The sequence below is a fragment of the Nocardia aobensis NBRC 100429 genome (genome assembly GCF_000308375.1).
In the GTDB taxonomy this organism is placed as follows: Bacteria; Actinomycetota; Actinomycetes; order Mycobacteriales; family Mycobacteriaceae; genus Nocardia; species Nocardia aobensis.
Window position 1 is genome coordinate 17,298 of sequence record NZ_BAFQ01000298.1, and the last position, 20,102, is coordinate 37,399.

Consider the following 20,102-nt stretch of genomic DNA (forward strand, 5'->3'; position numbering starts at 1 on the left):
TAGCGGCTGATCGCAGCCGATCACGGCGTCACCTCACCGCGGCGCCGGTGTCGAACAGCCAGCGCTCGATCAAAGCGGTACGGGCGCAGCAGCATTCGTCGCGCCACCTGCGCAGCATCCACATGTAGCGGCCGTAGACCTCAGCCGCCACGCGTTTCTCGTCAAACCTGACCAGCGGATGGAACAGCATCTACAATCGTCCCAACAACGAAAGGTTGCGTCGACCAGTTGAACTCACCCGATACACCTCGGTGAAATTCACTGAATCTCTTGCTCTGCAAGGACTCTCGGCATCGACAGGTTCGGTTGGAGATGCCTACGACAACGCTCTTGCCGAATCGATCATCGGCCTGTTCAAGACCGAGGTCGTCAACCGGCACTGTCCGTGCAAGACCCTCACCGAAGTCGAATTCGCGCTCATGGAATGGGTGGATTGGTTCAGAGCGCCACGAGGCGCTGTGGGATCGAATGGAGGTGAGAGACCTTCGTCTGCCTGCTGTCGCGGCAGCAGGTTGAAGCTGGGGGCAGCCTGATCCGGGGGACGCCGGTGAGGGTGGAAAGCAGCCCCGACAACGACGGGACGCGTCGGCACTGCCAGACGACGTGGGTTCGGCAAGCAAGACGGGACGGTGTACGTGAGAAACCAGTGTCTGAAAGCTCCTCAAGTCTGTTCCCACCAGCTCGAACCTGGCGGATTTGGGCTGGGCAGCGGCGCGCACCCGTATCACGTTGTGAACGGGGAACTCCGGGATCGGATTTGTACCTTCGGTCCGGAGGCCACGGTGAAGGCCCGCGGCGTAGTCGTGGCGATGTCGCAGGGGCATAGCTGGGCACCTCGCCCGTCGATCGATCCGACAGTGAACGTGGGAACCCGCACGGTGGTCCCTTTCCCGGACCGCAGCCAGTGGTCCGGCAGGAAGGCCCGTCGCCGGCCGATGCTGCCGTGCGGGGGCGGAGGATCCGTAGTAGTCCGAGACCGGGAAAGCCGGTCACATGGCGAAGGGATCCAGCATGTTCGCAGTCTCCGAGCGTCGAGTGGAGGTCACTGGTGAATACCGGTGCGCCGTGGCCGGAGCCGGAAGTGGCCTGGTTGCGGGTACGCAGGATGCAGCGGAAGCTGCACCGTTGGGCGGTGGCCGATCCGGGCCGCCGGTTCGATGATCTGTTCAACCTCGTTTATGACCCGGCTTTCCTCGTCGTGGCGTGGAGTCGGGTGCGGGGCAACAAGGGAGCACGCACGGCCGGAATCGACGGAATCGCACCATGTTCCATCGATGACGATGCCGGGCAGTTCCTGTCGCGGCTGCGGGACGACCTGAAGGAGCGCCGGTTCAACCCGGTGCCGGTGCGGGAGAAGATGATTCCGAAGGCGAATGGCAAGATGCGTCGCCTGGGCATCCCTACCACCGCCGACAGGATCGTGCAGGCGGCCGCGAAGCTGGTGCTGGAACCGGTTTTCGAGGCGGATTTCAAGCCGTGTTCGTATGGGTTCCGGCCACGACGACGCGCGCAGGACGCTATCGCCGAGATCCACCACTTCACCTCTGGCAACAAGGGATACGAGTGGGTCTTCGAGGCAGACATTACCGCCTGCTTCGATGAGATCTCGCATGTCGCACTGATGGATCGGGTGCGGATGCGGATCGGTGACAAGCGGATGCTGGCGTTGATCAAGGCGTTTCTGAAGGCCGGGATCCTCTCCGAGGATGCGGTGCATCGAGAGACGCCGACCGGCACGCCCCAAGGCGGAATCCTCTCACCGCTGCTGGCCAATATCGCCCTCTCGGTTCTGGACGAGCACTTCACCGACAAATGGGAAAAGCTCGATACGAACTGGAAGCGCACCAAGCACAGGCGCGCCGGAGGCGCCACCCATCGGATCGTCCGCTATGCGGACGATTTCGTGGTGTTGGTCAACGGCACTCGCGCCCAAGCCGAGGCGCTATGGGATGAGGTCGAGGCGGTGCTCGCGCCGATGAGCTTGCGCTTGTCGGAGGAGAAAACGAGGGTCTGCCACATCGATGAGGGCTTCGAGTTCCTGGGCTTCCGCATCCGGCGGAGGACCAAACCGGGCAGCAGAAAGCGGTTCGTCTATACGTGGCCGTCGAAGAAGTCTCTGGCTTCGATCATCGGCAAGGTCCGAAAACTGACACGCCGCAATGCACATCGAACACTGGCCACCCTGCTATGGCGGGTCAACACCACATTGCGGGGCTGGTGCAACTATTTCAAGCACGGGGTGTCCAAGCGCACCTTCTGCTACGTCGACCATTTCGCGTTCATCAGGGTCGCGTACTGGCTGCGCAAACGACACTTCGGCTTGACATGGGGAACGCTACGCCGCCGATTCTGGCCGGACTGGCAGATCAGCGACCGGCGCGTCGAGCTGTTCCGGCCACGCTCGGTCACGGTCAGCCGTTACCGATACCGAGGCTCGAAAATCCCTGCACCATGGGCAGATTGGCAACCCGACACGGGCGACGCGCCAGCGGCTTGAACATGTGGAGAGCCGGATGCGTGGAGACATGCACGTCCGGTTCGGAGGGCGGGCCGCAGAAACCCACCGCGTCGAAAGACCGGCAGGGCGCTGCGACCCGACCCCTACACAACGCCCGCCTGCACTAGCTGACCCCGGCCGAATACGAAACCGCGTACTACTCTCGACGATCGCCACGCCGACCGAGGTACTCGTCCCATTCGGCCTCGATCGGTAATCGACTCCGCGTTCAGAAACTTCCGCCGCCGGCATCGATGAGCTGGCCGGTCAACCACGCTGCGTCGGGGGAGGCGAGAAATGCCACGATACCGGCGATGTCGTCCGGTTCTCCGATTCGGCCCAGCGGAATAGTCTGCGCCGTCTGCTGCAACGCGTCGGGTGTCACGGTGGCGGTGAGCGCTGCTGTGCGCGTCGGGCCTGGCCGCACCGCGTTCACGGTTACCGAACGGTGCCCCACCTCGCGAGCGAGCACTCGTACCAGGGCCTCGCTCGCGGCTTTGCTCGCGGCGTAGGCTCCCGAGCCGGGGCGGTGAGTGACTGTGACGCCGCTGGAGACCACCACGATTCGGCCGCCGTCACGGATACGTGTCGCCGCCGCGCGCAGCAGTTGGAACGTGGCACGGGTGTTGGTGGCGAACATCGCGTCGAAGTCCTCGTCGGTGGTTTCCGCGACCGGCGCGAACCGTGCGGCCCCCGCATTTGCGACGACGACATCGAGTGTCCCGGCGTCGCGCTCGGCATGATCGAGCAGAGTTCGTAGCTGTTCGGGATCGGCGACATCCCCGGCGATGGTGATCGCCCGCCCGCCCCGCTGGGTGATCTGTTCCGCCGTGCGCGCGGCAGCGTCCGCATCGGTGCGGTAGTTGACCACCACAGTCGTGTCCGGCGCGGCCAGCCGGACCGCGATGGCCCGGCCGATGCCGCGAGAACTGCCGGTAACCAGCGCCGTACGCATGCACCGTCACCAATCGTCGAGTATGTAGTCAGTCGATATACTCGACTAATATGGTCGATAGTGTCAACAGTCGCTTTGCTAAACTGTATGCGTGGAGTTGGCCGAGTCGCTTGCGGTATTGAACCGGGAGATCGCCATGCTGCGCATGGTCGTTGCCCGCCGCTTCGATCTGACCGTGCAGCAAGGTGAGTTGCTGTGTCAGATCAACCGTGACAGTCCGTCATTCGGGGAGTTGGCGCTCCGGCTGGGATGCGACAAGACCAACATCACCGGCATGATTGATCGACTCGCGCAGCGCGGCCTGGTGAGCCGCCGACCCGACCCGACCGATCGCCGGGTCACCAGGGCGGTCCTCACCGCGGACGGCATCGAACTCGGGGCCAGGATCAGAGCAGCGTTTTCCGCCGAGGTCGAACGCCGTTGCGCGGATCTGTCACCGGAAGACTGTTCACAACTGATCCGACTGACCCGCAGCATCGCCGACGATCTCGCCGGCAGTAAGACCCCCTGACCGGAAACAGCCTGTCGTCGCACCCGCTGTCACTGGCCAGCCGTCGGGGAGTGTGGGGGTCGCGGCGAGGTAAATCGTAACCTCGTGATGAGCGGGACAGGTCTCGTAGTCGCGGACACAGCGGCGGTGGTCGACCAGTCATCCGAAGGAGCCCGTACGGGTAGGGCGACATCAACCACACCGGTAGCGGGCTGTCGCTCACCGCCGGACCGGCCACGGCCCAGTCGACCAACTTCGACATCGACCCCGGCGCCTCGGTGCTCTACGGCGGCGTCAGCGTCAACGGCGCCCCGGCGGCTACCCACGCACTGCTGTTCAACCTCGACGGCAGCACACCGCAGCCACTGCGCAACGGACCCGACGACACCGCCATCCTCCAGGGCACCCGAGTACTGATGTCCAAAGACGCCGCCGGACCGTTGAACAAGACGGTCAACACCGACGCGGTCAAGGAGGGACTTGCTGGTCGGCGTCGCGACGATCACACTGAACACGAAGTAGGTCCGGCCATGCCAGAAGAAGTCGTTTCTGGTGAGGCGCAAGGTAACTCACTGTCATCCAGACCGGATCGGACAGGGTGCTCATGACCACGAACAGCTCGAGCGCGAATCGGTCCGGTCGCGCACCGAGTCCGACCGACCAGCAGGCGCGGACGCGGGGAGAACCCCCCGCCTACGGCTTCCCGGCCGGCTTGTGGCGGGCGGTCGAGCGCCGTCGGCCGCGCGGGTTACCCGGCCCGCGGACCTGGCGAAGCCCGCTCCGAGGGCCATGGCTGACATCTGTTTTCGGTGCGGTGCTGCTGGCGGCTCTTCCCGTCGTCGTCGTCACCGGACTGCTCGACTACATCGCCTACGGACCACAGTTCGGTCAAGCGATGCCCGCCGATGCGGGATGGCTCCATCTGCCGTACTTCGACTGGCCGACCCGACCGGCCTGGCTGTTCCGCCTCACCGAAGGCCTGCACGTGGGCGTCGGGCTGATCATCGTCCCGGTGGTGCTGGCGAAGCTGTGGTCGGTGATGCCCCGCCTGTTCACCTGGCCACCGGCCCGATCGGCCGCGCAGATCCTCGAACGAGCATCGCTGCTGCTGCTGGTCGGCGGAATCGTCTTCGAGATCGCCACCGGCGTGCTGAACATCCAATACGACTACATTTTCGGCTTCAGCTTCTACACCGCGCACTACTTCGGCGCATGGGCGTTCATTGCCGGCTTCCTGATTCATGTCACCGTCAAAATGCCCCGCATGGTTCGCAATCTGCGCACCCGTTCCCTGCGGCGGGAACTGCGCACGACCCGGTCCGACACCCGCTCCGAACCCCTCGACCCCGACGGGCTGGTCGCCACGAACCCGGCTCCGGCGACGATGAGCCGACGCGGCGTACTGGCGCTGGTCGGAGGTGGGTCACTGCTGGTGGCGGGGTTGAGCGCGGGTCAGACGATCGGCGGGGTCACTCGCGAGGCGGCGTTGCTCCTGCCGCGAGGACGGGCGGCCGGGCCCGGCCCCAACGGGTTCCCGATCAATCGGACGGCGACCGCGGCGTCGATCGATCCGGCCGCGACCGGCGAGGCCTGGCGGCTGACACTCACCGGCGGACCGCGGACGGTCACACTCGATCGCGCCACGCTGGCCCGCATGCGGCAATACAGTGCGTGGCTGCCCATCGCATGTGTCGAGGGATGGTCGACCACCCAGCAGTGGACGGGTGTGCGTCTCCGCGATCTCGCCGCGCTCGCCGGGGTTGCCGGCCCGCGCTCGGCGCACGTCGTCTCGCTCGAACGCAACGGTCCGTTCGGCGCGGCGACGTTGCAGGGAAATCAGGTCCGGCATCCCGATTCGCTGCTCGCATTACGGGTCGGTGGTGTGGATCTGTCGCCGGATCACGGCTACCCCGCCCGGATCATCGTTCCGGCCCTGCCCGGGGTGCACAACACCAAGTGGGTCGGTTCGATCGAGTTCCGGAGCTGATATGGCTGCCATCATGTCCGTCGTGCGGCGCTATTACGGGGCGCGTCCCCTGCATTTGCTGGCCTTGACGACCTGTTTCGCGTTCGTCGGGTACGTCGTCGCGGTCATCGGGCCGAAGACGTTGTGGAACACCCAGGTCTGGTGGCAGTCGATCCTCGTCTGGTTCCTCGGCGCGATCATCGCCCACGACCTACTGCTCTTCCCGCTCTACTCGCTGGCCGACCGCTCCCTGCGCGCGGGCCTGCGGGCCGTGCGCGGGCGCACGCCGGCACCATCGCCGAAAGTGCCTCCCCTCAACTACATTCGCGTGCCGACGATGGGTTGCGGACTGCTTTTCCTGCTCTTCTTTCCCGGAATCGTCCGCCAGGGACAGGCGACCTATCTCGCCGCCACCGGACAGAACCAGCAGCCGTTCCTCGACCGCTGGCTGCTGCTGACCGCGCTGATGTTCGGGCTCAGCGCGGTCGTTTACGCCGCGCGAGTGTCGATACTCGCGAAACACGAACCAACGCAGCCGAAGTCGACGAGCGAATCCTCCACCGAAAGCCGGGAGCGGTCCCCGTGAGCGCATCGGCCTCGAACAACGGGCGAACGCAACTCTGCGATCGGCCTTTTCAGTTCGGTTGGCTGCCGATCGACCGCGCCAGGAACGGCCAGGAACGGTGCAGGTCGTCCTCCCGGTAGCCCCACGAATGGGTGCCGACCGGCCGATCGTCGACTGTCACCGGAATATTCAGCTCGTGCAGCCTGTCGGCCCGGTTCATCGTGCAGAAATGGACCGCGGCCTCGATCGGCCCGCCGAGCGCGGTCTGCGCCGGCAGCGGAATGCGCCCCTCCGCCACCCGCCGATCCGCCGGAATGTCGTGCGGTGCGGCCGGAACGCCGCTGCCCGAGCTCATATAGATCGCGGTCCCGCGCAGCCGATCCGCGTTCACCAGCGGGTCGTTCGCGCGCCAGAGCGGGCCGCCCGCCGGGCCCCACATATTCTCCACGCTGCGTGCCCCGCCCCAGTTCTCGACAGTGAGCCGCACGAACTCGTGCCCGATCGGATCCGAGGTCTGCGCGCAGCCGCTGTAGGAGGCCACACTCGCCCAGAAGCCCGGCTTGGCGATAGTCAGGTTCAACACCGACGTGCCACTCATCGACACGCCCACCACTGTGCGGTTTCCGTTGGCGCCCAAGAACTTCTCTATCACCGGAGGCAGCTCGTCGTTGAGGAAGGTCTGCCATTTCTCGACGCCGAGAACAGGGTCATCGCGCACCCAATCGGTGTAATAGGAACTGGCGCCGCCCATCGGGTTGACGACATTGACATCCTTGTCGCGCAAGAATTTCAGCGCATCGGTCTGCGCGTCCCACCCGCTCTCGTTCGGCCCGCCCTGTGAGCCGTTGAGCAGATACATGGTGGGCTTGTCACGAGCCGCCCGAACCACCCGCAACCTCGACTGGTTCGAAGTCGAATCGGTCCGCGGATACCTCGACGCCGACACCGTCGCCTACTACCAGGTCACCATGAACCTATTCGTCGGTGTCGTCGATTCGGAAGCCGACCTTTGACGGGCAGTGAGAGCGGGACGCGTCACTGACTCATGGTGCTCGGTGTCCAGCGGTCCGCCGCCGGAAGCACCCTTCGCCCACACGTGCACGCAGTCCGCCCGTTGACCAACGCAATTCGAAATCGACTTCAGGAGAAGCTCTTTCATACGTATCGCCACGGGCGGCATCTCCGTGACCGTCCCACAGCGCCCGTTTCGACCAGGCATGGAAGGTTATCGGGGCGATCTTGCCAACATGCGCGGTCAACGCAGGACGGATCGGGGCGACTCCGTACCGAGTGCGATACTCGGCGCTGAACGCACAGAATATCGGTGTCGCGGGTCGCTCTTCCCTGCGAGAAAATTTGTTGCCGCCTCATGGATTTCGATTGTTTCGGCGTTCTCGAGTTCGAGTTCGCGGATCTCCCGCGCGTCGTCGATTGAGACGCCCTCGGCTCACCCGCATCGACCTCGGCTCGGCGGAGCCACTTACGCAGTGCCACGCTGCGGTTTTCCCACGATCTCGATCGCTCCGAGCGCCTCAGCCTACCGGGAGTTTCACCACCGGATCGGCGCCCAGGTCGGTGATATAAATGTTGCCCGCCGTGTCGACTGCCACACCCTGGGGATTCTTCAGGCCGGTGAACGGCAGCGGAGTCGGCGTCGACGCACCCGCCGCCAACCTCACCACCCATTGATTACCCCAGTCGACGACGTACAAGTCTCCCGCCTTGTCGACCGCCACGCCCTGAGGATCCTTCAGCCCGGCGAACGGCAACGTGGTCGGCGTCGACGCACCCGCCGCCAACCTCACGACCCGCTCGGTACTCAATTCGGTGACATATACGTTGTGCGCAGCGTCGACCGCGACCCCGTGGGGATCTCGGAGCCCCGTGAACGGCAGCGTCGTCGGCGCCGATGCACCCGCCGCCAACCTCACCACCCGATCGTTGCCCCGGTCGCTGACGTACACATCTCCCGCCGTATCGACCGCCACCCCCTCGGGATCCTTGAGCCCGGTGAACGGCAGCGGGGTCGCCGTCGACGCACCCGCCCCCAACTTCACCACCCGATTGTTACTCGTGTCGGTGACGTAAACGTTGCCTGCCGTGTCGGCCGCCACACCCTGGGGATTATTCAGCCCGGCGAACGGCAGCGGGGTCGGGGCCGACGCACCCGCCGCCAACTTCACCACCCGATCGTTACCCATGTCGGTGACATATACGTTGCCAGCCGCGTCGACAGCCACATCGGTGGGCAAGCTGACGCCGGTGAACGGCAGCGCAGTCTGTGCCGAGTAGGCCGAGTTGACAGGCGGGGGCGAGCTGCCACCGCCGCCCGATTGCCGTTGAACACCGATGACGACAGCTACGGCGGCCACCACCGTAACCGCGACCGCGGCGGCGAGCAGCCCGGCGGTCTTGGGCGACAATCTGATTCGCCGCCCACGGCGCGCAGCCCCAGTGGTGCTGACCGCGGAATCGCCCAGCGCGGCGTTGGCCGCCGCCGCCAGCTCGCGTACGGTCTGGTAACGCTCCTCGGGGTTTTTGGCCATGCCCTTGGCGATGACAGTATCGAACGCAGTCGGTACATCGGGTGTAGTGGTGCTGGGACGCGGCGGCGGGGTGTGCAGGTGATGGGCGATAACACCCTGCACCCCCGCTGCGCTCGCGAACGGTGCTCGACCGGTCAGGCACTCATACAGCACGCACGTCAACGCGTAGACGTCCACTCGAGCATCGGCCTTGACCTCCGCGCCGATCTCCTCCGGCGCCATGTAGGCGACGGTGCCGATGGTCTCACCGATCGAGGTCAGCGTACGGTCGTCGGCGGCGTGGGCGATCCCGAAGTCGATCAGGGAGGCGAACTCATCGGCCCCCAGCAGGATGTTGGTGGGTTTGACATCGCGGTGTACCAGCCCGACATCGTGGGCCGCCTGTAGCGCGCCGGCCACCTGCGTGATGATCGACACCGCCCGCCGCGGCGACAAGGCCCCTTCTCGCGTAATCACCTTGCGCAGGTCGGTGCCCTCGATCAAGCGCATATTCAGATAGAGCCTACCGTCGATATCGCCGAAGTCGTGGATGGGGATCACATGCGGCTCGGTCAACTGCGCCACCGCCCGGCACTCCCGGCGGAACCTCTCGCGCAGCTGCTCGTCATCGGCAAAGCGCTCAGGCAACACCTTGAGTGCTACCACCCGGTTGGTCAGCGAATCATGCGCCCGCCACACCTGGCCCATGCCACCCTGACCCAGCAGCGTCAACAGCCGATATCGCCCGAACGCCTCCGCTGAGATCGTGTCCCCGCCACCAACTGACGTGTCATCCATTGTGTCGTCCCGTGACCATCCGACTGGCGAAAGGTGTACATGCCTGCGTCCCATCCCCGCCCTAGCTGGTACCCCACCCCAGTTGATTCAGCCAGGCCAGACAGTCGAGAGTCGGCGCTATCCAACCACAAACCTGTCGCGACACAAGCGTACCTCTTTGCTCTTGATTCAACCGCCCGTAACCGGTGTAGCCAGTGTCTGCCAGCCACACGACCACGTCACGGACCTGCGCGGCGGCTACCGCGGTGGCGTACACAACAGTCCATCGATCCTGTACGTTGTCTCGATCCTCGCGTTCGACGCACAGCCCGTCGGCCCAGATGCCTCTGGCTCCCGTGAGCAACCACCTGGGGGGAGTGTCGGGATAACGGCGGATCTGACCTCGGTCTAGACGACGGGTCGGCCGGAGGCCGAGATCGTCTCCAGTTACGCCTGCGCGCAGGACCGCCAGCTCTGCATGCCGATCACGGAACGTGATTTACGTCGTGATTGTTCGGTGAGAACCTGCGACGACTCTGAAGCTCTGCTTCAGAAGTGTCGTCGAGCATCTGCCTCACAACGAGGATCGAGATAGCGAAATACCCACATGCGGGGCACTTTTCGAAGAAGTTCAGAATCTCATGGGCAGCAACACGCACCGGAGCGTCACGACCACTCGAAATCGAGGTATACGAAAATCGTGACGGCGCAACGTATTCAGCAGCGCGACGAACCGTCCTCACCGCGGCGTGTAGGCCGGCATGACTTGAGTATCGCCGTTCTGGTCCATGGATTCTCCGATGGCGATCTGGGCCTGCTGCGGAAGCGTGTGCATGATCTCGAGGACCCGGCGGCGGCGACGTTCCACGGCCTGACGCACCGGCATACCCGGCTGCGCCTTCATCTGCGGCGGAATACCCTCGACCTCGTCGATACCCGAGTCGTAATGGCCGGCGTCGGCGAGGGCCTGCTCGCGCGCCATCTGGGCCTCGTCCTTCTCCTCCGACATACCGATCGGGCCGACCATGCGGCCGTTGAGGAATTGCTTGACCACCGGCTCCTCCGAGGTCAGCAGAACCTCGCGCGGGCCGAACATGACCAACTGCCGGCGGAACAGCATGCCGATGTTGTCGGGCACCGTCCGCGCCAGGTTGATGTTGTGGGTCACGATCAGAATCGTCGCGTCGATCTGCGCGTTGATATCGATCAGCAGCTGCGACAGATACGTCGTACGCACCGGGTCCAGACCGGAGTCCGGCTCGTCGACGAGGATGATCTGCGGGTCCAGCACCAGCGCGCGGGCCAGACCGGCACGCTTGCGCATACCACCGGAGATCTCACCGGGCAGTTTGCCCTCGGCGCCGAGCAGACCGGTCAGCTCGAGCTTCTCCATCACGATCTGCTTGATCTCGGATTCGCTCTTCTTGGTGTGTTCCCGCAACGGGAAGGCCACGTTGTCGAACAGGTTCATCGAACCGAACAACGCACCGTCCTGGAACAACACGCCGAACAACTTGCGGATCTCGTAGAGCTCCTTGTTCGAACAGGTTGTGATATCGGTCCCGTCGATGAAGATCGAGCCCCGCTCGGGGCGCAGCAGACCGATCAGCGACTTCAAAAACACCGACTTACCCGTACCGGACGGGCCGAGCAGAGCACTGACTTCCCCCGGAGGCAGTGTCAGAGTGACGTCCTGCCAAATACGCTGGGAACCGAAAGATTTCGTAACACTCTCGGTTTTGACCTCAACACCCACGACAATCCCTTCTCGATATCAGTGCGCAGATCAGCGCGGCGCACTACCCAGCGCGGAGTCGATTCCGCTGATCTCGGTGATTGTCCAGTTCTTGCCACTGTCGATGCTGAGTTTGTACGTTGCCGTCGATTGCACGCCGTCGGGAGCCTGGACATTTTTGGTGAGCACGTCGACGAAACAGATCACATGGAACACACCGTTGGACTCCGACTCCGTCTTCGCAGCGATCGGGTGGGCGGTGGATGACCATTGAAGCGGTCCGATGAGCTGCTCCATGGACGTAGCGGCCTTGCTCAACCGGTCGGTCAGTTCGGGCGTGGTGTTCTTCGTCAACCTGCCGCGCCACTCCTGAGTGTTCTGAAAACTCATCTGCGCCGCACCGGTCGCGTAGTCGAGGGCGACCTGTTCCGCGTGCCGCTGATTCGCTGCGTCGGTGTCCCGACGATCGAGCCCGTCGGCGGCCGAATGCCACTTCCAGCCGAGCACTGCGATAACGACGGATACCACCACAGCCGCCAGGATCGCCCCGGCCCTGCGCGTCACAATAGGTCGACGACTGTTCCGCCGCCACACCGCATTTCCTTCCGCGCGATCGGCGACTTCTGTGTTCTCGTTCTCTTCGATGACCGCTGTGGCCGATGACTTCTCCGGCATCAACCTGTTCCTTCCGATTCGGGACTTCTAATTAGGGGGCGAGACCGCTGGGACGTGCACGGTGAGTGCGCCAGGAGGATCCGTGGCAGCGAGCACGCGGCCCAGTAGGCTTCCGAGGTCGACCGTTCGCAGTGCGGCGCCGCCGGCCTGGGCAGCGGGCAAGAGATTTACGCCGATAACCTTCAGATCGGATGCCGTGTGATCGAGAAATTTTTGTAGTTCGCCGAAGAGTGGACTGGCACCGTCGCGAATACCATCCAGCAACGGGCCGCGCCGCATCGCGTCGCGCACCGAGTTCAGCAGATCCTGGAATCCGACGCCGAAACCGGCGAGCTGCGGACTCGTCGCAGCGAGGCTTGCGGGGACATCGCCGGATCGCATCAGCAACGGCTGTAGCGTGCTGAGCAGGGTGACCAAGTTGTCGGTCTGCTCGGTGAATTCGGCTGCGAGCAAGGAGCCGGCGCGGTTGAGGTCGCCGATCACTTGCACACCACCAGGCAGGCCGATATCGAGAGCGTGAAAGATCCCCTGGACCTGATCAGGGGCGACCTGCTGTAGCAGGTGCGTCAGCCGGGCCGAGAGTTCCTCGAACGTGGTCGGGACCGAAACTCGGTCCGCCGCGACCTGCGCACCGTCAGCCAGGTAGGGCCCGTTCGCGGTGTCGGGAAGCACGGAGATGTACGACTCGCCGAGCGCGGAAAGATTGTCGATCCGGAACCAGCTTCGCACGGGAATGTGATGGGAGTCCTCATAGCGAAGGGCGAGCCGGACGCCGCCTGCCACGGGCGTGATCGCGGTGACCTTTCCGATGGGCACGCCGCGCAGCAAGACGCGGGCGCCGACCAGGACGCCGTTGGTGTCCGGCACTGTCATGGTGGCCGTGCGGGTGTCGCGGAATCGGTCGACATCCAGGCCGACGCGCTGGATATAGAGCAACGACAACGCGGTCAAGGCCGTCATGGCCACCACCGAGACACGGGTGCGGGTGATCATCGAACTGCTCCCAGCATGCGCAGAATGGATGTTGCGTCACCGATGAGCTCGTCACCGTTGCCGCTGCTCACCGAGGTGACGTTCACAGCGGGATGTTGCGCGAAGGGCAGCAGCGTGGTGCGAAGGAAGTTGTTTATCCGCACCATGGTCGCGGGCGCGCCGTCCCAGATGCCGCGTCCTGATTCCGCCGTTCCGGCCAGTGAATTCAACATCGGAGTGAGCCAGAGCCCACCTTCGAAGATGGATCCGACCGACGGTAGCAGCGTGCTGATGTGAGCGACGACGGCGCGCGCCACATTGTGCCAGTAGTAGGCGCCCTGCTCACCGAAGGCGGCCTGCCATTCGGTGGCCTTGTCGTCGACCGCAGTCGCGGTGTCGTTGAATCCGTTCAGCAGTCGATCGAGTTCCGCAGTGCCGGAAGCCAGATCGGACATGTCCGCCGCGACAGTGGAAGCCATTCGCCTGACGTCGGCAAGCGCCGGCATGGTCCGGTTCAACGTTGCCATGGTGTCCTGCATCTTCTGGATGCTGCCGCCGTTGACGAAATAGGCGAGCACCGCGATGGTGTCCTCCAATTGTGGTGGTGACGTGGTGCGATTCATGGGGATCACCCCGCCCGGGCCGAGGAAGCCCTGATCGGGGTCTCGGTCGGTGTTCGGGATCAGCGCGATGTAGGTGTCGCCGAGCAGAGTGTTCTGCCGAATGATCGCACCGGCGTCGCCGGGCACCTTGGTGTTCCCGCTGAGCCCGACGGTGACATCGACCCCGTCCGGAGTAGATGTCAGCGCTTTTACCTGCCCTACGCGCAACCCGTCGAAGAGGACGTCCGCGCCGGAGGGCAAATTCATGACATTGTCGAATTTGACCGTCACCGTGTAGTCGGTGTGTACGCCCGCACGAACAGAAGGAAGATCGTTGGGGCCCAGGGAACATCCGGCAACCGATAGTGCGATCACCGTTCCCACGGCGATGGCGGATACCCGCAACCCGCGGCCGATTTCGGAACTTCTCACGACGCCCTCCGAACGATCAGGGACAGCAGATTCACTGTGCCCGGGGCGAATTGGTTGTTTACGCACTGCGGCCCGAGCAGTTCGCACGCGGCGGCGTCCACCGGAACCGATGGCGGCTGGTATGGCACCGACAATCCACCGCCGGAGTCGGCCTGGTAGTTCGCGGCGGTGACGATCGCCGGGACGGTTCCGTACAATTTCGCGAGATCCGGTGCGCGGGTGGCGGCCAGATGAATCAGTTCGGCGACCGGTCCCTGCATGAACGGCCACAGTTGTTCGCCGTAGTGGCGCTGGATGTCGTAGATGGTGGCGACCAGCCAGCCGACGCCTCGATCGAAGCGGGCGACGAACCCGAACAGTTCGGTGCCTTGGGCGGCGATTTGCGGCATCCGGTCGAGGATCGAGCTGATGCGATCCCAGTCGTGCAGGGCGTTCTCCGTCAATGGGGCCATGTTCATGATCGACGAGCCGATATCCGAGGTGACCTGGTCCGGGCTGGCGGCAGCCGAGGCCGCATGATCCAACATGGCGTGGATGGCGGGGCCTGTTCCGTCGAGTGCGGTGTCCAATCCGGCGACCGAACCTCGTACGCTCTCGTCGCTCGTCGCCGACAGCGCGTCGATGAAATCCGCTGCCGAACCGGCGATCTGGGAGATGCTCTTCGGGGTGTAGCTGCGGCTGATGGGCACACATTGCCCCGGCCGCAGGACGGGACCGGCGGTGTAGTTGCCCACCAGTTCCAGGCTGCGGTCGGCGAGAAGCGATTTCGAGCGGGTGACCACCCGCACGTCCGCGGGGTAGCGTCGACCGCCGTCGAGGGCGAACTCGACGCGCACGTGGTCACCTCGCTCGGTCACGGCCCGTACCTTGCCGACCCGAAAGCCCATCTGCGTCACCGGATTACCGGGGTACAGGCCGATGGCATCGGGCATATCGACGCAGTAGCCATCGCTTGCCGCGACCGGTGCGGTGCCGACCGATCCCGTACCGCGGGCGTAGTGCACCACTGCGGTCGTGGCGAGTGCGGCTGTGGTGGCGAGCGCCAGTGTCACTACCGTGGTTCGTTTGGATACGCGCATATCAGCACTCCCGCCCGGGTATCGGAATACACAGAGAGCTGGCCAGCACACCGCCGCCGAATTCGGCCATGCCCGCCGGCGTGAGCCATTGCTCGAGTTGTCCGCGCAGCTGCGTGAGATTGTCGATGGCCGGACCGAGGTGCTGCTGCATTTCGGTGATCAGCTCCCGCAGATCGCGGAAGTGGGCGAAGACTTCCTCGGAGTGGGCCAGATAATACGACTCCAGCGGTTGCAGCCTCGACAGCGCACTGCCGAGTAGTTCGTACGCGTAGTTGAATCCCGCCGCATTGTTTTGATAGGTGGTGAGAACGGTGTCGATCTTGCCGATCAATTCGAAGATGAACCCGCGGTTGGCGTTGAAGGTCTGTAGATACTCGGCAGCCAATGCTGCCACCTGGTGAATCTGCTGCCGTTGCCGATCGAGGACTTCCGCGACGGAGTTCATGCCGTTGACGATCGTGCCCAGCGAGGTGGTATTCGCCTGCAGTGCTTGTGCGACCTGGCGCAGATTGGCGTTCATGGTTGCGGCATCCACATGGTCGGTGACAGTGGGTGCGCTCTGCAGCACATCACCGATCGAGTACGGCATCGCGACCCGGTCTACCGGAATCACGCCGTTGTGGTCGGTACGGGAACCGAGCGGGATGAGCGATACCGCGTAGCCGCCGACAGGGGTCAGCATTCGCACCTCGATGCGGGACTGGTCACCGACGTGGATGGTGTGGTCGATTCGAGCGCGCACGGTCACGGTGGAAGCGCCGATGGCTATGTCGGAGACCTTGCCCACGCTGATGCCGGCGACACGGACGTCGGCACCGGGTTCGACGGCGGAAGCATCGGTTGTTTCGAAGGCGATGGTCTGCTGTCCGGGCGGATGCAGGTACAGCCCGGCGAAACCGACGACGACGACCATCGTGGCGCCGACGACAGCGGTTCCCAGGAGCACGTCGTTGTGCCACACCGTGCGTGCCCGGTCGCGCAGTCCCCTTCTACCCCTTGTTATTTGGCGTTGCACAGTACGACCTCACTACCATTGAGCAGGACCTCCATATCGGGCGGCAGGTGCGCGTGCCCGTTGCTGCATCGAGCGGCCTCCGGACGAGGGTGCGCGACCTGCAGCCCGGCCAGCGCACCCGGCATCAGCCGAAACGAATCCACGGCCTCGGTGAGCGAGGCGAATGCGTGGCCGACCAACGCGTCCACGTCCAGGTCGCTGCGAAATCCCAGCGCCGCGAGCAGTCGCTCGATCGGCTCGACCAGCGCCGGGCCGGCCGATGCGGTCTTGGGGAACTCGTCGAGCACCGTCATGGCGTTGCTGATGGGCAGACTCATGGCCTTCAGGAACTCGATCACATACGGTGACCGGCCGCCCATGGAGTCGGCGATCCGCGCGACGTTGCCGGTCAGGGTAGAGATCAGCCGCTGACGGTCCTGGGCGCAGGAGGCCAGCCGCTGCGCACTGTCCAACATCGGCGCCAGCCCTCCGCCATCGCCCTGCAGCACCGCGATGGCGTTCTCGGCGAAAGCATTGATCTGGTCGGTGTTCATGGTCGACAGCACCGGCTGCAAACCGTTGAACAGGGAAGTGATGTCGAACGAGGGGCGCGTGGCCGAGGCACTCAGGTGATCGACCGGTTTCCCGGGCTGCGCACCCATGCTGACATCGATGAAGCGGACTCCGGTCAGGTTCTGATACTTGATCGCGAGCGTGGTGGTATCTGTGAGCTGATACCGGCGTTCCATCGAGAAGGTGACCCGCGCGGCCATCCCAGCGCCCTGATGGATCAGTTCGACGCCCGTTACTTTGCCGATACGCAACCCCTCGAGCCGCACATCGCCGTTCACGCGGAGGCCGGAAACATCGGTGAATTCGGCGGAGTAACCACGGGTGCTCTGCTCGACCGGGTTGCGCATCGCGTTGAGCACGATCACGAAGAGCAACACGGTCACCACGGCCACCGCCGCGAGTTTGATTGCGGCCCAGAGTCGTCCGCGTCCGCTCGCCATCAGTGTCCCCCTCGCGCCGGTCCGGAGAGCGCGCCGAGCTGTGCCAGCGGTCCGGCGAGCGCCGGTACACCGTCCAGCACGACCCGCAGTTGCAGCGTCTTCTGCTCCGGGGTGCCGCTGAACGACGATTCGATCCTGTCGACGGCGGCGTTCAGTTCGCTCATTCGGCCGTTGCCGAGCAGGCCGGGCAGTGGAGCGACGACCTCGTTCACCGATGCGGTGACCGGGGTCAGTTCGCTGTCGTGCGAGGCCAGCAGGGAGCCGGCCAAGCCGAAAAGGTCCGATGCCGCCAGGGTCAATGCTTGATCGGTTTCGGACATGAAGGCGTCGTCCACACCGGTGCTTCCGTCCGGGCGCTTGTTGTAGGCGCTGTTGTAGATCGCATACAAGGCGTCGGCCGCGCCCCGGCCGAAGGCCGGTAGCTGTGTCAGCACGTCGTTGGCACGGATCAGCAACTCGACCGGCATGTGCTGCTGGGTGCGTGACATCTGCTGGGCGATGATCACGCCGGTGCGAATCAACGGTGCCAGGCCGTTGGCATAGGTCATCATCTTGTTCAACGTGGCGATCATGCTCGAGGTGAGCGTGCCGTCCACGACCGTCGATACCTGCTCCAGCATCGTGGACATGGTGAAATCGGGTGCTGTGGTGCGCTGTAGGACCTCGCCGCTGGTGAGGGCCGCACCGCCGGGACGTTCGATCAGGTTCACCGCGGTGACACCGAAGTAGTTCTCCGGCCGGAAATCGACATCGAGACTGTCGGTGAGGATCGTGTCCATCCCTTGGTCGAGCACGAGAGCCACTTTCACGGTGCCGGGGCCGAGCGCGATGACCTCGGTGACATTGCCGACCTCAGCGCCACGGACGAGCACCTTCGATCCGGCTTCGACACCCGGTCCCAGTGCGGGTACCACGATTTGCAGCCGGATCCCCTGCGGCGCTGTCACTTTCGAATAGGTCCAGGATCCCGCGACTACCGCGATCACCATCACGAGGGCCGCGGCGCCGCCACACAGCGCCAGTACCCGTAGTTGGCTGCGCCGGTCGCCTCGGATGAAGTCTTGATTGATATGTCTGGCCATATTCATCCCCTGAATGGAAGTTCGGGGTTGAGGCCCCAGATGGCAACTGTCATCAGAAAATTGAGAACGACGATGGCGACCAGGCTCGCCCGGATGGCACGCCCGGAGGCGATTCCGACGCCCTCGGGTCCACCTGCGGCGAAATAGCCGTAGTAGCAATGGATCATGGTCACCATGGCGCAGAAGACGAGTGCCTTGGCCACGGACGCGACAAGGTCACCGGCATTGACGAACTGGGCGAAGTAATGGTCGTACGTACCCGAGGGTTGCCCGTACCCGATCTTGATGATCAGGCCACCGGTGATGAAGCTGACCACGATGGCCATCAGATAGCCCGGCAGTACCACCAGCATGCCGCCGACCAGACGGGTTCCCACCACGAACGGAATCGCTTGCAGCCCCATCGATTCGGTGGCATCGATCTCCTCCGAGATGCGCATGGCGCCGATCTCGGCGGTCATCCGGCAGCCGGCCTGGGCGGCGAAGCCGATCCCGGTGATGATCGGCGCGATCACTCTGATGTTGCCGAACGAGCCGATGATGCCCGTCAACGCGCCGAACCCGAGCAGATCGAAGGCCATGAACGCCTGAATCGCCACCACCGCGCCGACCGCGACGCCCAAAAAGAACATCAAGCTCAGCACGCCACCGTCGACGATGAGCGAGCCGCTGCCCCAGGCCATATCGCTCATGGTCTTGAGCGTCTGCTTGGAGTAATGCCGCACCGTCTTCGGCAGGGACGTCAGCGTCTTCCAGGTGAACGCCACGATCTGCCCGAACTCGTACACGAGGCCCAGCAGCGAGCTGGTCGCAGCGCGCCCGGTGCGCGCCAGTGGTCCGGGCCGGGTCAGCGGGTAATTCAGACTGTCGATACTCATGCCAGCCTCGCCGGAAAGAACATGTTCTGCAGCTGGCTCACGGCCAAGTTCGTCATGAAGATGCAGAAAACACTGAGCACGACGGAGGCGTTGACGGCGTTGGCGACCCCCTTGGGGCCACCGGTGGCCTCCAGACCACGCAGGCTGGCGATCGTCACCACGATGATCGCGAACAGAAGAGCCTTGACCACAGAGAAGACCAGATCGACCGGCGTGGCGAAGGCGCCGAAGGACTGCCAGAAACTGGCCGGCACCACCCCGTTGACGTTGGTCGAAATAATAAGACCGGCCGCCACACCCGCCGCGATGATCAAAATGCACAGCGCCGGCGCGATCGCGACCATCGCGATGAAACGGGGAACCACAAGTCGCTGCACCGGATTGACACCCATCACGCGCATGGCGTCGATTTCTTCCCGGATGGAGCGAGCGCTCAGGTCCGAGGCGATGGTGGATGCGGCCGCTCCACTCATGAGCAGGCCGGCGGCCATCGGCGCACCCTGACTCACTACGCCCAAACCGCTCGCAGCACCGGCAAGCGAGTTGGCACCGACCTGATCCATCACGCCCCCGACCTGTACCGACACCTCCGCGCCGATCGGCACTGCCATCAGTAGCGCGGGTAATGCGGTGACTTTGAACAATTTCCACATCTGCTCGATCACCTCGCCGACCGGCAACCGCGCGCCGAATGTGTCGACGACCGAGAAGCGTGTCACGTCTACGCCCAGGCGCGCCGATCTACCCAGCGTGCCGAGGCCGCGCAGGATACGGTCCACGAACGAGTCGCAGACACGCTGCGCAATCCCCCCGGATACAGAAATACTCACTGCACATCTCCTGTGGCAGGTCGGATCGAACGAAC

Annotated in this window: 21 protein-coding genes; 7 read left to right on the forward strand and 14 right to left on the reverse strand. The window is 64.3% G+C overall.

What is annotated here, in order from left to right:
- Nucleotides 1-28 precede the first annotated feature (28 nt).
- On the reverse strand, nucleotides 29-190 hold the full coding sequence (locus RJ03_RS37685) for a hypothetical protein (protein ID WP_157163605.1): 162 nt from the start codon (nucleotides 188-190) through the stop codon (nucleotides 29-31).
- Between the two features lie 61 nt (nucleotides 191-251).
- Here RJ03_RS37685 and RJ03_RS39185 point away from each other — a divergent pair, with 61 nt between their 5' ends.
- Both RJ03_RS39185 and ltrA read left to right on the forward strand, forming a co-directional pair.
- Nucleotides 252-533: an integrase core domain-containing protein gene (locus RJ03_RS39185; protein ID WP_157163606.1), complete on the forward strand. Its 282-nt coding sequence runs from the start codon at nucleotides 252-254 to the stop codon at nucleotides 531-533.
- 515 nt (nucleotides 534-1,048) lie between these two features.
- A complete protein-coding gene (gene ltrA, locus RJ03_RS34295) occupies nucleotides 1,049-2,497 on the forward strand; it encodes a group II intron reverse transcriptase/maturase (RefSeq protein WP_036511366.1) in 1,449 nt (482 codons plus the stop codon).
- 229 nt (nucleotides 2,498-2,726) lie between these two features.
- Here ltrA and RJ03_RS34300 read toward each other — a convergent pair whose 3' ends face one another.
- Nucleotides 2,727-3,452 (reverse strand): SDR family oxidoreductase, encoded by a 726-nt coding sequence (locus RJ03_RS34300; protein ID WP_036511369.1) that lies wholly within the window; start codon nucleotides 3,450-3,452, stop codon nucleotides 2,727-2,729.
- Between the two features lie 91 nt (nucleotides 3,453-3,543).
- Here RJ03_RS34300 and RJ03_RS34305 point away from each other — a divergent pair, with 91 nt between their 5' ends.
- From RJ03_RS34305 to RJ03_RS34315, 4 genes are all read left to right on the forward strand, one after another.
- Nucleotides 3,544-3,963: a MarR family winged helix-turn-helix transcriptional regulator gene (locus tag RJ03_RS34305; RefSeq protein WP_036511372.1), complete on the forward strand. Its 420-nt coding sequence runs from the start codon at nucleotides 3,544-3,546 to the stop codon at nucleotides 3,961-3,963.
- Between the two features lie 257 nt (nucleotides 3,964-4,220).
- Nucleotides 4,221-4,550: a hypothetical protein gene (locus RJ03_RS37690; RefSeq protein ID WP_157163607.1), complete on the forward strand. Its 330-nt coding sequence runs from the start codon at nucleotides 4,221-4,223 to the stop codon at nucleotides 4,548-4,550.
- On the forward strand, nucleotides 4,547-5,929 hold the full coding sequence (locus tag RJ03_RS34310; protein WP_083871558.1) for a molybdopterin-dependent oxidoreductase: 1,383 nt from the start codon (nucleotides 4,547-4,549) through the stop codon (nucleotides 5,927-5,929). The genes RJ03_RS37690 and RJ03_RS34310 overlap by 4 nt, the downstream gene beginning before the upstream one ends.
- A gap of 1 nt (nucleotide 5,930) precedes the next feature.
- Nucleotides 5,931-6,494: a hypothetical protein gene (locus RJ03_RS34315; protein WP_245552482.1), complete on the forward strand. Its 564-nt coding sequence runs from the start codon at nucleotides 5,931-5,933 to the stop codon at nucleotides 6,492-6,494.
- Nucleotides 6,495-6,543: 49 nt separating this feature from the next.
- On the opposite strand, the gene RJ03_RS34320 is transcribed toward RJ03_RS34315, so the two are convergent.
- On the reverse strand, nucleotides 6,544-7,332 hold the full coding sequence (locus RJ03_RS34320) for an alpha/beta hydrolase (RefSeq protein ID WP_167332046.1): 789 nt from the start codon (nucleotides 7,330-7,332) through the stop codon (nucleotides 6,544-6,546).
- On the opposite strand from RJ03_RS34320, the gene RJ03_RS36650 reads away from it, so the two are divergent.
- Nucleotides 7,331-7,486: a dodecin domain-containing protein gene (locus RJ03_RS36650; protein WP_083871566.1), complete on the forward strand. Its 156-nt coding sequence runs from the start codon at nucleotides 7,331-7,333 to the stop codon at nucleotides 7,484-7,486. The two genes, RJ03_RS34320 and RJ03_RS36650, sit on opposite strands and share 2 nt — an antisense overlap.
- 519 nt (nucleotides 7,487-8,005) lie before the next feature.
- On the opposite strand, the gene RJ03_RS34325 is transcribed toward RJ03_RS36650, so the two are convergent.
- From RJ03_RS34325 to RJ03_RS34375, 11 genes are all read right to left on the reverse strand, one after another.
- On the reverse strand, nucleotides 8,006-9,796 hold the full coding sequence (locus RJ03_RS34325) for a serine/threonine-protein kinase PknD (protein WP_036511375.1): 1,791 nt from the start codon (nucleotides 9,794-9,796) through the stop codon (nucleotides 8,006-8,008).
- 718 nt (nucleotides 9,797-10,514) lie between these two features.
- Nucleotides 10,515-11,531, reverse strand: coding sequence for an ABC transporter ATP-binding protein (locus tag RJ03_RS34330; RefSeq protein WP_086007366.1), 1,017 nt, complete (start codon nucleotides 11,529-11,531; stop codon nucleotides 10,515-10,517).
- A gap of 30 nt (nucleotides 11,532-11,561) precedes the next feature.
- Complete coding sequence (locus tag RJ03_RS34335; RefSeq protein ID WP_157163609.1) at nucleotides 11,562-12,185, reverse strand: hypothetical protein; 624 nt, start codon at nucleotides 12,183-12,185, stop codon at nucleotides 11,562-11,564.
- 27 nt (nucleotides 12,186-12,212) lie between these two features.
- Nucleotides 12,213-13,178 carry an MlaD family protein gene (locus tag RJ03_RS34340; protein WP_036511382.1) on the reverse strand — a complete coding sequence of 322 codons (966 nt, stop codon included), beginning with the start codon at nucleotides 13,176-13,178 and terminating at the stop codon, nucleotides 12,213-12,215.
- Entirely contained in the window at nucleotides 13,175-14,191 is a 1,017-nt protein-coding gene (locus tag RJ03_RS34345) for an MlaD family protein (RefSeq protein WP_373281747.1), read from the reverse strand. Before RJ03_RS34345 ends, RJ03_RS34340 begins: the two co-directional genes overlap by 4 nt.
- Nucleotides 14,188-15,270, reverse strand: coding sequence for an MlaD family protein (locus tag RJ03_RS34350; protein WP_036511385.1), 1,083 nt, complete (start codon nucleotides 15,268-15,270; stop codon nucleotides 14,188-14,190). Before RJ03_RS34350 ends, RJ03_RS34345 begins: the two co-directional genes overlap by 4 nt.
- 1 nt (nucleotide 15,271) lies before the next feature.
- Nucleotides 15,272-16,216: an MlaD family protein gene (locus RJ03_RS34355; RefSeq protein ID WP_245552483.1), complete on the reverse strand. Its 945-nt coding sequence runs from the start codon at nucleotides 16,214-16,216 to the stop codon at nucleotides 15,272-15,274.
- Between the two features lie 53 nt (nucleotides 16,217-16,269).
- On the reverse strand, nucleotides 16,270-17,277 hold the full coding sequence (locus tag RJ03_RS34360) for an MlaD family protein (protein ID WP_036511389.1): 1,008 nt from the start codon (nucleotides 17,275-17,277) through the stop codon (nucleotides 16,270-16,272).
- Nucleotides 17,277-18,365, reverse strand: coding sequence for an MlaD family protein (locus tag RJ03_RS34365; protein WP_245552484.1), 1,089 nt, complete (start codon nucleotides 18,363-18,365; stop codon nucleotides 17,277-17,279). Before RJ03_RS34365 ends, RJ03_RS34360 begins: the two co-directional genes overlap by 1 nt.
- A complete protein-coding gene (locus RJ03_RS34370) occupies nucleotides 18,362-19,237 on the reverse strand; it encodes an MlaE family ABC transporter permease (RefSeq protein WP_083871560.1) in 876 nt (291 codons plus the stop codon). Before RJ03_RS34370 ends, RJ03_RS34365 begins: the two co-directional genes overlap by 4 nt.
- Nucleotides 19,234-20,067, reverse strand: coding sequence for an MlaE family ABC transporter permease (locus tag RJ03_RS34375; protein ID WP_036511395.1), 834 nt, complete (start codon nucleotides 20,065-20,067; stop codon nucleotides 19,234-19,236). Before RJ03_RS34375 ends, RJ03_RS34370 begins: the two co-directional genes overlap by 4 nt.
- Nucleotides 20,068-20,102: the final 35 nt, after the last annotated feature.